This window comes from Ruminococcus difficilis (assembly GCF_016680995.1).
Map to the genome: position 1 here is coordinate 1 of NZ_JAEQMG010000053.1, position 13,535 is coordinate 13,535.

The window sequence follows — 13,535 nt, forward strand, 5'->3', positions numbered from 1 at the left end:
ATGCGCTCGATCATATGCTCCCAGTCAGAGAGGTCGGGCTTGCCGCACTCGATATTGAGCTCGCGGCAGACGATGTCCGAGAGATGCGCCTTTTCGAGCATGAGCGGAGCCTCATAGAGCACGGGAAGCGTGAGGTTCTCGATTACACAGTCGCGGCGCACGTTGCAGAAGCCCGCGATTTTTTCAAAGATACCCGTGTCGGTAATCGGCTCGTCGGCGCGGAGAATGATCACGTCGGGAGCGATACCCAAGCCCTGCAGCTCCTTGACGCTGTGCTGAGTGGGCTTTGACTTGTGCTCGCCCGAAGCCTTGAGGTAGGGGACGAGGGTTACGTGGATATAGAGGCGGTTTTCCTTGCCGATTTCATGGCCGACCTGACGGATAGCCTCGAGAAACGGCTGGCTCTCGATGTCACCTATGGTGCCGCCGATTTCGGTGATAACAACGTCAGCGTCGGTTTTCTTGCCGACGGAGTAGATGAACCGCTTGATCTCGTCGGTGATATGCGGAATAACCTGAACGGTTTTGCCGAGGTATTCGCCGCGGCGTTCCTTCGAGATAACGTTCGAGTAGACCTTGCCTGTCGTGAGATTAGAGAACTTGTTGAGATCCTCGTCGATAAAACGCTCATAGTGACCGAGGTCGAGGTCGGTTTCAGCGCCGTCCTCGGTTACGTAGACCTCGCCGTGCTGATAAGGACTCATTGTGCCTGGGTCGACGTTGATGTATGGGTCGAGTTTCTGAGCCGCGATCTTAAGACCGCGCGCTTTGAGGAGTCTGCCGAGCGAGGCGGCGGTGATGCCTTTGCCGAGACCCGAAACTACGCCGCCCGTAACAAAGATATATTTAGTCATGCCGCAGCCTCCTTAAAGATTAGTGTAGCCCATCAGGCTCTCGTCGACTTCCCTTGCGCAGTCGCGGCCGTCGCGGATCGCGCGCACTACGAGTGACTGACCGCTGTGCATATCGCCCGCGGTAAATACGTTCGGCACGCTCGTCAGGTGGGTGCCGTTCTGACCCGCGACGTTTGTTCTGCCGTCGAGCGCTACGCCGAAGCTGTCGGTTACATAGCTCTCGCTGCCGAGGAAGCCCGCCGCAATAAGCGCGAGCTCGCAGTCGACGATGTATTCGCTGCCCTCGATCGGAGTCATGTTCAGTCTGCCTGTCTTGCTGTCCTTTACGGCGTCGAGCTTGACGAGCACAACCGCCTTGAGGTCGCCGTTGTTGTCCTTGATGAATTCCTTGACCGTCGTCTGATATTCTCTCGGATCCTTGCCGAATACCGCAGCGGCTTCCTCCTGACCGTAGTCCGTTTTGCAGACCCTCGGCCATTCAGGCCACGGGTTGTTTTCCGCGCGGGTGTCGGGCAGCTTGGGCATCATCTCGAGCTGTAGAATGCTCTTTGCGCCGTGGCGGACGCAGGTGCCTACGCAGTCGTTGCCCGTGTCGCCGCCGCCGATAACGAGGACGTTCTTGCCCTTCGCGCTGATATAGCCCTCAGTCAGACCGTTGTCGAGCAGAGCTTTTGTAGTGGATTTCAGAAAGTCTACCGCGAAGTAGATGCCGTTTGCATCTCTGCCCTCGGCCTTGATATCGCGCGGATTTGAGGCTCCGCAGGCGAGAACTATGCGGTCAAATTCTTTGTTTAATTCCTCAAAAGAAATATCCTTGCCGACGTTCACGCTTGTGCGGAATGTGATTCCTTCCTCGCGCATAACGTCAAGGCGGCGCTCGATGATGGTTTTCTCGAGCTTCATGTTTGGTATGCCGTACATCAGCAGGCCGCCGATGCGGTCGCTTCTCTCAAAAACGGTCACGCTGTGGCCGCGCTTGTTGAGCTGGTCGGCAGCGGCAAGTCCCGAGGGGCCTGATCCGATAACGGAGATTTTCTTGCCTGTACGTGTCTTGGGCGGATCTGCCTTTGCCCAGCCGTTTGCATAGGCGGTTTCAACGATTGCGAATTCGTTGTTCCTCACCGTCACCGCGTCGCCGTTCGCGCCGCAGGTGCATGCCTTTTCACAGAGAGCCGGACAAACGCGGGAGGTGAACTCGGGGAAGTTGTTGGTGATTTTGAGGCGGTGATACGCCTGTTCCCACGCGCCGCGGAACACAAGGTCGTTCCATTCGGGGATGAGGTTGTTGAGCGGACAGCCCGAGATCATGCCGCCGAGCATCATGCCCGACTGGCAGAAGGGTACGCCGCATTCCATGCAGCGCGCGCCTTGCTTCTGCTGTTCCTCACGGCTGAGCGGCTCGTGAAATTCGTCGAAATTTTTGATTCGTTCATATACGGAGAAGGCTGGGGCTTCCTCACGCTGATATTCCATAAATCCTGTTGGCTTTCCCATCTTTCTCCTCCTTATCTGTCGTTGATGATATTGTAAAACGCCTCAATGCGCGCCTGTTCGGGTGTTGCGCCGTTTTGCTCAAGTGAAGCGATTTCGGTTGTGATCTTCTTGTAGTCGTGCGGAATGATCTTCTTGAACAGCGGCAGGTAGTGCTTGAAATCGTCGAGGATCTTCTGACCCTTGGCGGAGCCTGTAGCGGCTACGTGCTCCTCTATAAGTGCTTTTACTACCGAGTACGCCTCGTGCTCGCTGACCTCTGTGCATTCGACAAGCTCCTTGTTGAGGCGCTTGTAGAGGTGGTGGTGCTCGTCGAGGACATACGCTACGCCGCCCGACATACCCGCGGCAAAGTTGTTGCCCGTTTTGCCGAGAACAACGACCGTACCGCCCGTCATGTACTCGCAGCCGTGGTCGCCTACGCCCTCAACGACCGCTGTCGCGCCTGAGTTGCGCACGCAGAAGCGCTCGCCCGCGACGCCGTTAATGAACGCATAGCCGCTTGTTGCGCCGTACAGAGCTACGTTGCCGATGATGATGTTCTCACTCGCTTCGAACTTAGAGCCCTTCGGCGGATAAACGATCAGCTTGCCGCCCGAGAGCCCCTTGCCGAAGTAGTCGTTGCTGTCGCCCTCGATTTTGAGGGTCAGACCCTTCGGAATGAACGCGCCGAAGCTCTGACCGCCCGAGCCGTGGCAGCAAACGGTGAAGGTGTCGTCGGAAAGAGCGGAGCCGTACTTCTTTGTGAGCTCGGAGCCGAACGCCGTGCCGAGAGAACGGTCGGTGTTTTTGATATCCATTTCAAGCTGTCCGCCTCCGCCGTTCGCAAGCGCCTTTTTGAACTTCTTGAGCAGGACGTTTTCGTCAACGGTCTTTTCAAATTCAAAGTTATAGAGGTTCTTTTCGGTGTATTTGACCGGCTCGCTGAAATCCGAGCTGAGCAGCTTGCTGAGGTCGATCTGCTTTTCTCTGTCGGTGAGGTTATCCTTCTGCCGGAGCAGGTCGGTTCTGCCGACGAGCTCGTCAAGGGTGCGCACGCCGAGACGAGCCATGTATTCTCTCAGCTCCTCGGCGACAAAGCGCATGAAGTTGATTACGTACTCGGGCTTGCCCATAAATCTCTTGCGCAGCTCGGGGTTCTGTGTCGCAACGCCGAAGGGGCAGGTGTCGAGGTTGCAGACGCGCATCATCGCGCATCCGAGGGTAACAAGCGGAGCTGTCGCGAAGCCGAATTCCTCAGCACCGAGCATAGCGGCGATCGCAACGTCGCGGCCTGTCATCAGCTTGCCGTCGGTTTCGATTACAACCTTGTTTCGCAGGTTGTTCATAACGAGAGTCTGGTGAGCCTCGGCGAGACCGAGCTCCCACGGTAGACCCGCGTTGTAGATCGAGCTTCCTGGAGCCGCGCCCGTACCGCCGTCGTGACCCGAGATCAGGATAACGCCAGCGCCTGCCTTTGCTACGCCCGCGGCGACTGTGCCTACGCCGCACTCCGAAACGAGCTTGACGGAGATTCTCGCTGCCTTGTTGGCGTTCTTGAGGTCATAGATGAGCTGAGCCAAGTCCTCGATTGAGTAAATGTCGTGGTGGGGCGGAGGTGAAATCAGCGATACGCCCGGAGTGGAGTGTCTTGTTTTCGCAATCCACGGATATACCTTCTTGCCGGGCAGGTGACCGCCTTCGCCGGGCTTTGCGCCCTGAGCCATCTTGATCTGGATCTCGTCGGCTGAGGTGAGGTATTCGCTCGTTACGCCGAAGCGTCCCGAGGCTACCTGCTTGATTGCTGAGCAGCGGTTCTCCTTTGTGCCCTTTGTGAGCAGTCTTTCGGGGCTTTCGCCGCCCTCGCCGGAGTTTGACTTGCCGTGCAGTGAGTTCATCGCGAGAGCGAGAGCCTCGTGAGCCTCCTGCGAAATCGAGCCGTAGGACATAGCGCCTGTCTTGAAGCGTCTGACGATCGATTCAACGCTCTCGACCTCGTCGATCGGAACGGGGTTTTCGGGGTAGTTGAAGTCGAGCAGACCTCTCAGGCAGATGGGATCCATTTCCTCGTTGATAAGCTGGGAATACAGCTTGTAGAGCGCGTAATCGCCCTTTTTGGTCGCCTGCTGGAGGGTGTGGATAGTGCGCGGATTATAGAGATGTTCCTCGCGTCCGCTGCGGAATTTATGGCTGCCGCGTGACTCAAGCTCGTTTGATACCCCGAGGTCGAGCGGGTCAAACGCCGCGGTGTGAAGTCTGTCTGTGTTTCTTTCGATATCCTTGATTGTGATGCCGCCGACTCTGCTGACGGTGCCCGCGAAGTACTTGTCGATAACGTCGCTGCTGATTCCAACAGCCTCAAAAATGCGCGAGCCGAGGTAGGACTGAATGGTAGAAATGCCCATTTTAGAAGCGATTTTTACTATGCCGTGCAGAATAGCGTCGTTGTAGTCGCTGACCGCCGCGTAGAAGTCCTTGTCGAGCAGATCGTCGTGAATGAGCTCGTGGATTGTTTCCTCAGCCATGTAGGGATTGATGGCGGTTACGCCGTAGCCGAGAAGCGTCGCGAAATGGTGAACCTCACGGGGCTCGCCGCTCTCGAGTACGAGTGAGAGCGAGGTTCTGCGTTTGGTGTCTACAAGGTGCTGATGAAGGGCGGATACAGCTAACAGAGAGGGGATAGCGAGGTGATTCTCGTCGACTCCTCTGTCAGAGAGGATCAGGATATTCGCGCCTTCGTTATAGGCTCTGTCAGCTGCAAGAAACAGCCTTTTTATCGCTTTGTCAAGACGGGTGTTTTTGTAGTAAAGAATCGGGATAACGGCTACCTTGAAGCCGCTGATTTTCATGTTTTTGAGCTTGAGGATATCGGTGGAGGAGAGGATCGGGTTGTGAACCTTGAGAACCTTGCAGTTCGAGGGCTTTTCCTCCAGGATATTTCCCGCCGAACCGATGTAAACGGTGGTTGAGGTGACGATCTCCTCGCGGATCGCGTCGATCGGCGGATTGGTTACCTGCGCGAACAGCTGCTTGAAGTAGTTGAACAGCGGCTGCGGCTCGTTAGAGAGCGCTGCAATCGGCTTGTCGGTGCCCATCGCGGAGATAGGCTCGCTGCCGTTTTTCGCCATCGGCAGGATAGAATTCATCACGTCCTCATATGTGTAGCCGAACGCCTTCTGGAGCTTTCTGCGCTCCTCGCGGTGATGTCTTTCGACCTTCTCGTTCGGGATCTTGAGGTCGCGCAGCTCAACGAGGTTTGAGTCGAGCCACTCGCCGTACGGCTGCTTTGAGGCGTAGGTCTGCTTGATTTCGTCGTCGTCGATAAGTCTGCCCTTTACGGTGTCAACAAGCAGCATTTTGCCCGGGCGCAGACGTTCCTTTGTGATAACGTTTTCAACGGGGACGGGAAGCGCGCCGACCTCTGAGGAGAGGATCAGGTTGCCGTCGTCGGTGATGTAGTAGCGCGAGGGTCTTAAGCCGTTTCGGTCGAGCACAGCGCCCATAACGTCGCCGTCGGTAAAGAGTATCGCCGCAGGGCCGTCCCACGGTTCCATCATCGTCGCGTAGTACTGATAGAAATCGCGCTTTTTCTGGTTCATTGCGCGGTTGTTGTCCCACGGCTCGGGGATAGTCGTCATAACGGCAAGGGGTAAGTCCATGCCGCTCATAACGAGGAATTCGAGGGTGTTGTCGAGCATCGCAGAGTCGCTGCCCTCGGTGTTGACAACGGGCATTACCTTGTCGAGGTCGCCCTTGAGGTGCTCGCTCTGCATTGTTTCCTCACGCGCGAGCATCTTGTCTGCGTTGCCGCGGATAGTGTTGATCTCGCCGTTGTGGACGATCATGCGGTTGGGATGAGCCCTCTGCCAGCTCGGGTTGGTGTTGGTCGAGAAGCGTGAGTGAACCATCGCGATAGCGGACTCAAAGTCCTCGTCCTGCAAATCGAGGAAGAAGCGGCGGAGGTCGCCGACAAGGAACATTCCCTTATATACGATCGTGCGGCTCGAGAGAGAAACGACATATGTGTCCTCGTTACTCTGCTCAAACACTCTGCGCGCGACGTAAAGTCTGCGGTCAAAGTCGAGACCCTTCTTCACGCCCGAAGGACGCTGAATGAAGCACTGCTCGATGTATGGCATACAGTCGAGAGCGCGCTGACCGATGACCTTTGTGTCGGCGGGCACTTCTCTCCAGCCGAGGACGGTCAGTCCTTCCTTGCGCGCGATAATTTCAAATAATTTTTTTGACTGGCTGCGCATAAGCTCATTCTGAGGGAAGAAAAACATTCCCACAGCGTAGTCGCGTTCGCCTTTGAGGTCAACGCCGATCGCCTTTGCCGCCTTTTTGAAGAATTTATGCGAAATCTGCACCAGGATACCAACGCCGTCGCCTGTCTTGCCGTCGGCGTCCTTGCCTGCGCGGTGCTCAAGTGTTTCAACAATGGTTAGGGCGTTCGCCACAGTCGCGTGTGACTTGATGCCGTTGATGTTTACCACCGCGCCGATGCCGCAGTTGTCGTGCTCAAAACGCGGGGAATAGAGGGTGTTTTCCAATGGTCGGTTTATTGTCTGACTCATTTGCCTTCTTCCTTTCGTCGGAATTCTTACGTGCACTATTATATAACCGTTATTCTTGTGTTGTCAATAGAAAACTGCAAGAAAAATTGTTGTTCATGCAAAATTAACGGCAACAACAGGGAGAAAACGAGGTGTTTTTGAGAAAATTTGCAAGATTCGAAAAAATTATTGCAATACCCCTTGACAAACCCTCCGAATGGGTGTATACTGTCAGCAATGACACGGCAAGGGTGCTGAGGGCAGATGCTCTCCGCACCCTTTTTTGCTTTGTTTACGAAACGCAAGGAGACGATTTTTATGTCAAAAGTACCCGAAATGTTCGGCAGTATGGTGTTTAACGACAAAAAAATGCAGGAGCGCCTGCCGAAGTCAACCTATAAAGCGCTCAAGAGAACAGTCCAGAACGGCGAGCCGCTTGATCTGAGCGTAGCAAACGTAGTTGCCAACGCCATGAAGGACTGGGCGGTTGAGATGGGTTGCACCCACTACACACACTGGTTCCAGCCTATGACAGGCGTTACAGCAGAGAAGCACGACAGCTTTATCTGTCCCGACGGCGACCAGGTAATCATGGAATTCTCAGGCAAGGAGCTCATCAAGGGCGAGCCCGACGCGTCCTCCTTCCCGAGCGGCGGCATCCGCGCGACCTTTGAGGCGAGAGGCTACACCACATGGGATCCCACCTCTCCCGCGTTTATCCGCGACGCGACACTTTACATTCCCACCGCGTTCTGTTCATACACAGGCGAGGTTCTCGATAAGAAAACTCCTCTTCTCCGCTCGATGGAGCGCCTGAGCAGCGAGGCGGTCAAGGTTCTGCAGCTTCTCGGCAAGGAGAACGTAACGCGCGTTACCACGACCGTAGGTCCCGAGCAGGAGTACTTCCTGATCGACAAGAAGATGTACGATCAGCGACCCGACCTGATCTACACAGGCAGAACGCTCTTCGGAGCGAAAGCTCCCAAGGGTCAGGAGCTTGCAGACCACTACTTCGGCTCCATCAAGACCAGAGTCGCGGCATACATGAAGGATCTCGACGAGGAGCTCTGGAAGCTCGGCGTGCTCGCAAAGACAAAGCACAACGAGGTCGCACCCTCACAGCACGAGCTTGCTCCGATCTTCTCGACCTCCAATATCGCGACCGACCACAATGAGCTCTGCATGGAGATTATGAAGAAGGTCGCCGAGCGTCACGGCCTTGTATGCCTGCTCCACGAGAAGCCCTTCGCGGGTGTCAACGGCTCGGGCAAGCACAATAACTGGTCAATTTCCACCAACACGGGCGAGAACCTTCTCGACCCCGGCAAGAACCCCGAGGATAACCTGCAGTTCCAGCTCTTCCTCGCGGCTATCGTAAAGGCGGTTGACGAGTATCAGGATCTGCTCCGTATCACTGTAGCTTCCGCGGGCAACGACCACAGACTCGGCGCGAACGAAGCGCCGCCCGCAATTATTTCTATGTATCTCGGCGACGATCTCGGCGCTCTTGTTGAGAGCATCATCGAGGGTAAGGAGTACCGCAGCCACGACAAGGCGAAGATGGAGACAGGCGTAGACGTACTTCCCGACTTCCGCAAGGATAACTCCGACCGTAACCGCACCTCTCCGTTTGCATTCACGGGCAACAAGTTCGAGTTCAGAGCGCTCGGTTCATCGCTTAACATCGCCTGCCCGAACTACATGCTCAACACCATGGTAGCCGAGGAGCTCAGCCAGTTCTATGAAGCCGTAAAGGACGCAGAGGACGTTGAGGCTGCCCTCAAGGCTCTGATCAAGGATACCTTCACAGCCCATCAGAGAATCATCTTCAACGGCGACAACTACACCGACGAGTGGGTCGAGGAAGCCGCAAAGCGCGGACTTTGCAACTACAAGTCGCTGCCCGAGGCAATGGCTCATTATGTAGATCAGAAGAACATCGACCTCTTTGTCAGAAACGGAATCGTATCCGAAGCCGAGATCCGCGCACGTTATGAGATCGAGCTCGAGCACTACGCAAAGCAGCTCAACATCGAGGCGCTCACAATGCTCGAAATGGCAAAGAAGAACATCACACCTGCAGTAATCTCCTTCGTCAGGGAGCTCGCCGAGACCGTATCGCTCAAGAAGAGCGTATCGGCAAGCATCTCGACCGCAGCCGAGGAAAGCCTGCTCGAAAGCCTTTCGGAGCAGCTCGAGGCGTTTGTAAACAAAACCTCAGAGCTCGAGAGCGCGGTTGCAGAGGCTGATAAGTACAGCGGCGACGTTCTCGCCTGCGCGACCTATTTCCGCGAGAAGGTATTCGCGAAGATGGAAGAGCTCAGAGCAGTAGGCGATTCAATGGAAACAGAGACCTCCGCGAACTACTGGCCGTATCCTTCTTACGGTGAAATGCTCTTTGGCGTTTGACTATAATATAAAATTAGTATATAATATAATATGCTAATTCTATTTTCGGAGGTAACTAATATATGTGCGGAATTGTAGGATATGTCGGTCCCCGCGACTGTACGGACGTTTTGGTATCGGCGCTGACAAAGCTCGAATACAGAGGATATGACTCTGCGGGCATCGCCGTTTTTGAGGACGGAAAAATCGCTGTAGCCAAGACGAAGGGAAGACTTTCCGATCTTGTAAACAAAATGGAGAAGGAAGGCAAGCCCCACGGACACGCGGGCATAGGTCACACGCGCTGGGCGACTCACGGAGAGCCGTCGGACGTAAACTCACACCCGCATTCGGGCAGACGCGTGACCATCGTTCACAACGGCATTATCGAGAACTACAAGCAGCTCAAGCAGTTTCTGATCGACAATGAGCGCACAGAGTTTCTCTCTGATACAGACACCGAGGTCGTGGCTCAGCTCCTCGACTTCTACTACGACGGCAATCCGATCCGCTGTATCCGCAAGGTTCTCCATGAGCTCCGCGGTTCGTTCGCACTCGGCATTGTATTTGCCGACCGTCCCGACACGGTATACGCGGTACGCTGCGAAAGCCCTCTGATTGTCGGTCAGGGCACGGGCGAGGTCTTTGTTGCCTCAGACGTTCCCGCTATTATTAAGTATACAAAGGACTATTATCTTTTGGAGTACGGCGAGATCGCGGTGCTCAAGAACGGTTCGGTTCATTTCTGCAGTCTGCACGGCAGAATGATAGAAAAGGAACTGCACACAGCCGACTGGGACGAGGACAGCGCCGAGAAGGGCGGATATCCTCACTTCATGATCAAGGAGATCCATGAACAGCCCACCGCCGTCAAGACGACCGTAACTCCCCGCATCGAGGACGGACTTCCCGATCTGTCCGAGTGCGGAATCACACCCGAAGCCCTCAAAAACGTCAACAATATCTTTATCGTCGCCTGCGGAACGGCGATGCACGCGGGAATGGTCGGCAAGTATGTCATCGAAAAGCTGGCGCGCGTATCCGTAACCGTTGACATCGCGAGCGAATTCCGTTACCGCGATCCGCTGCTCGGCAAGGACGATCTGGTGGTGATCATCAGCCAGTCCGGCGAGACAGCCGATTCAAAGGCGGTGCTGAGCCTGGCAAAGGAGATGGGAGCAAAGACGCTCGCCGTCGTCAATGTCAAGGGAAGCTCGATAGCCCGCGAGGCTGATATGGTTATCTACACCCACGCAGGTCCCGAGATCGCCGTAGCGTCAACGAAGGCGTATATGGTGCAGCTCGCGGTCATGTATCTGCTGGCGTTTGAAATGGCGTTTGCGGGAGGCAGAATCGACGAGGAGAAATGCAGAAAGCTCACTTCTCAGCTCACCGCGATGCCCGACATCATTCAGGAGACTATCGAAAAGACCCTCGATGTTTGCCAGTACATCTCGACAAAGCTGATTACCGCAGACAGCCTTTTGTACATCGGACGCGGACTTGACTACGCGCTCTCGATGGAAGGCTCGCTCAAGCTCAAGGAGATATCCTACATTCACTCCGAGAGCTACGCGGCAGGCGAGCTCAAGCATGGTACGATCTCGCTGATCACGGACGGTATGCCCGTTATCGCCGTCGCTACGCAGAACACTCTGCTCGAAAAGACGGTTTCCAATATTAAAGAGGTCAAGGCGCGCGGCGCTATGACCATCGTCATCTGTGACGAACAGGCCGATATTGACCGCGAGGCTGCGGATTATCTGATCCGTGTGCCGCGCATAAGCGAAATGCTCATGCCGATGGTTGCGACAGTTCCGATGCAGCTGCTCGCGTACTACACCTCGGTCAATAAGGGCAACGACGTTGACAAGCCGAGAAATCTCGCAAAATCCGTCACCGTCGAATAAAATAATAAAATACCGCACATGAGAAATATGCGGTATTGCTGAACAAGCTATTATCCCATATTCTTTCATATCTTACGCAACGGCGCGTTTTTCCTTCGGGGGGAACGCGCCGTTTGTCGTAAAACCATAAGGGATAATTAAGCTGAATAATTACAATAATCCCGCCCATACGGCAGGTTTGAATATATGTAATTTATTTTTTAAGGAGTGATCAAGGTGAATGAATCAATCAGAGAATTCGTCACCCAACTGACAAATGAACAGCTGTTTGCCGTGTGGTTCCTGATCGGAGCCGCGCTGGTATTCTGGATGCAGGCAGGCTTCGCCATGGTTGAGGCGGGCTTCACCAGAGCCAAGAACACAGGCAATATTATTATGAAGAACCTCATGGACTTCTGTATCGGAACCGTGACCTTCATTCTCATCGGCTTCGGTTTGCTGATGGGCGAGGATCTGGTCGGAATTATCGGCAAGCCCGGATTTGACCTCTTCACCTCATACGCAAACTTCAACTTCTCCAGCTTTGTATTCAACCTCGTATTCTGTGCTACAACCGCTACGATCGTTTCGGGCGCTATGGCGGAGCGTACAAAGTTCCTGTCCTACTGCGTATACTCGGGCGTGATCTCCGCGGTCATCTACCCGATCGAAGCGCACTGGATCTGGGGCGGCGGCTGGCTCAGCCAGATCGGCTTCCACGATTTCGCAGGCTCCTGCGCTATCCACATGGTCGGCGGTATCTCCGCTCTTATCGGCGCGAAGATCCTCGGCGCACGTATCGGCAAATTTAAGAGAGATAAAAACGGCAAGGTCGTCAAGGTCGGCGCTTTCCCGGGTCACAACATCGCGCTCGGCGCGCTGGGCGTATTTATCCTCTGGCTCGGCTGGTACGGCTTCAACGGCGCTGCGGCTACCTCTGTTGAGCAGCTCGGCTCCATCTTCCTGACAACCACCATCGCGCCTGCCGTTGCGACAGTCGCTTGTATGATTTTCACATGGATCAAGTACGGCAAGCCCGACGTTAGTATGTGTCTTAACGCTTCTCTCGCGGGTCTGGTTGCAATCACCGCTCCCTGCGACGTAACCGACGCCTTCGGCGCAATCGTGATCGGTCTTGTAGCCGGTCTGCTCGTAGTATTCGGCGTATGGCTTCTCGACTACAAGCTCCACATCGACGACCCTGTCGGCGCTGTAGCGGTTCACATGATGAACGGTATCTGGGGTACTCTTTCTGTAGGTCTTTTCGCAACAGATTCAGCTCCCGGCTACGCTATCGCCAACGCTTCGGGTCAGAAGCTCGTCGGTCTGTTCTACGGCGGCGGATTTGAGCTCATGGGCCTGCAGCTTATCGGCTTTGCTTCCGTAGCTGCATGGACAGCCGTTACGATCACCGTTGTATTCCTGATCATCAAAAAGATTTTCGGTCTCCGCGTTACCCGCGAGGAGGAAATCACAGGTCTGGACGCTACAGAGCACGGTATGCCTTCCGCGTACGCAGGCTTCTCAATGCTTCCCGACTATATCGACGAGGGAGAAACTCCCATTGTTGTCAGCGGCGACGTTCCCGTTGCCGAGGCTGTCGCGGTTAAGAAGATGCCCAGCTTTGACGACGGTACACCCAAGATCACCAAGGTTGAGATCGTATGTAAGGAAGCCCGTCTTGAATCTCTCAAGAACGCTATGATGGGCATAGGTATTACGGGTATGACAGTTTCACACGTACTCGGCTGCGGCGCACAGAAGGGTAAGCCCGAATACTACCGCGGCGTACAGATCGAAGCTAACCTCCTGCCCAAGGTACAGGTTGACGTTGTAGTCTGCACCGTTCCCGTTACACTCGTAATCGAAACCGCCAAGAAGGTTCTTTACACAGGCCACATCGGCGACGGCAAGATCTTTGTCTATGACGTTGAGGACGTTGTAAAGGTAAGAACCGGCGAAACAGGCATCGATGCCATGAAGAACTTCGATTAAGTAAATAGTCATCCTCTTCTTCTTGACTGATATACTAAACGAAAAGACGGTCGTTTTTCGGCCGCCTTTTCCTTTTAAAATAGAAAAGCAGACCCGTTTTGAGTCTGCTTTGTTTATCGGGTTGCTCTGAGGTACGCGAGGAAAGCGCTCGGCGGAACGGGCTTTGAGAAGAAGTAGCCCTGTTCGTAGTCGCAGCCCATTTCTGCAAGCTGCGTTTTCATATCGACGGTTTCTACGCCCTCGACAACGATTTTCATATTGGAATTTCTGAACATCTGGATCAGGTCGGGCAGCAGTTTTGACTCTCCCTTGAAGTAGGAGTGCACGACCGACATATCGAGCTTTACAACGTGGATCGGCAGCTTGAGGAGCTGCGCGATATT

7 protein-coding genes are annotated in these 13,535 nt (G+C 54.7%); 3 read left to right on the forward strand and 4 right to left on the reverse strand.

Annotated features, from left to right (window positions below; translation table 11 throughout):
• The 3 genes from pyrG to gltB all read right to left on the reverse strand — a co-directional run.
• On the reverse strand, positions 1-854 hold an 854-nt coding region (pyrG, locus tag JKK62_RS06920; RefSeq protein WP_201427286.1), incomplete at its 3' end, for a CTP synthase.
• A gap of 12 nt (positions 855-866) precedes the next feature.
• Positions 867-2,348, reverse strand: coding sequence for a glutamate synthase subunit beta (locus JKK62_RS06925; RefSeq protein ID WP_201427287.1), 1,482 nt, complete (start codon positions 2,346-2,348; stop codon positions 867-869).
• Between the two features lie 11 nt (positions 2,349-2,359).
• Positions 2,360-6,901, reverse strand: a complete 4,542-nt coding sequence (gene gltB, locus JKK62_RS06930) for a glutamate synthase large subunit (RefSeq protein ID WP_201427288.1) — start codon at positions 6,899-6,901, stop codon at positions 2,360-2,362.
• 297 nt (positions 6,902-7,198) lie between these two features.
• Between gltB and JKK62_RS06935 the strand changes: the two genes are divergently transcribed.
• The 3 genes from JKK62_RS06935 to JKK62_RS06945 all read left to right on the forward strand — a co-directional run bounded on the left by JKK62_RS06935 (position 7,199) and on the right by JKK62_RS06945 (position 13,152).
• Positions 7,199-9,289 (forward strand): glutamine synthetase III family protein, encoded by a 2,091-nt coding sequence (locus JKK62_RS06935; protein ID WP_201427289.1) that lies wholly within the window; start codon positions 7,199-7,201, stop codon positions 9,287-9,289.
• Between the two features lie 62 nt (positions 9,290-9,351).
• Positions 9,352-11,178 carry a glutamine--fructose-6-phosphate transaminase (isomerizing) gene (gene glmS, locus JKK62_RS06940; RefSeq protein WP_201427290.1) on the forward strand — a complete coding sequence of 609 codons (1,827 nt, stop codon included), beginning with the start codon at positions 9,352-9,354 and terminating at the stop codon, positions 11,176-11,178.
• A 309-nt stretch (positions 11,179-11,487) separates the two neighbouring features.
• Complete coding sequence (locus JKK62_RS06945; RefSeq protein ID WP_399552667.1) at positions 11,488-13,152, forward strand: ammonium transporter; 1,665 nt, start codon at positions 11,488-11,490, stop codon at positions 13,150-13,152.
• A 113-nt stretch (positions 13,153-13,265) separates the two neighbouring features.
• Here the strand turns inward: JKK62_RS06945 and JKK62_RS06950 are convergent.
• Positions 13,266-13,535: EAL domain-containing protein (locus JKK62_RS06950; protein WP_201427292.1), on the reverse strand; the 270-nt coding region annotated here is incomplete at its 5' end.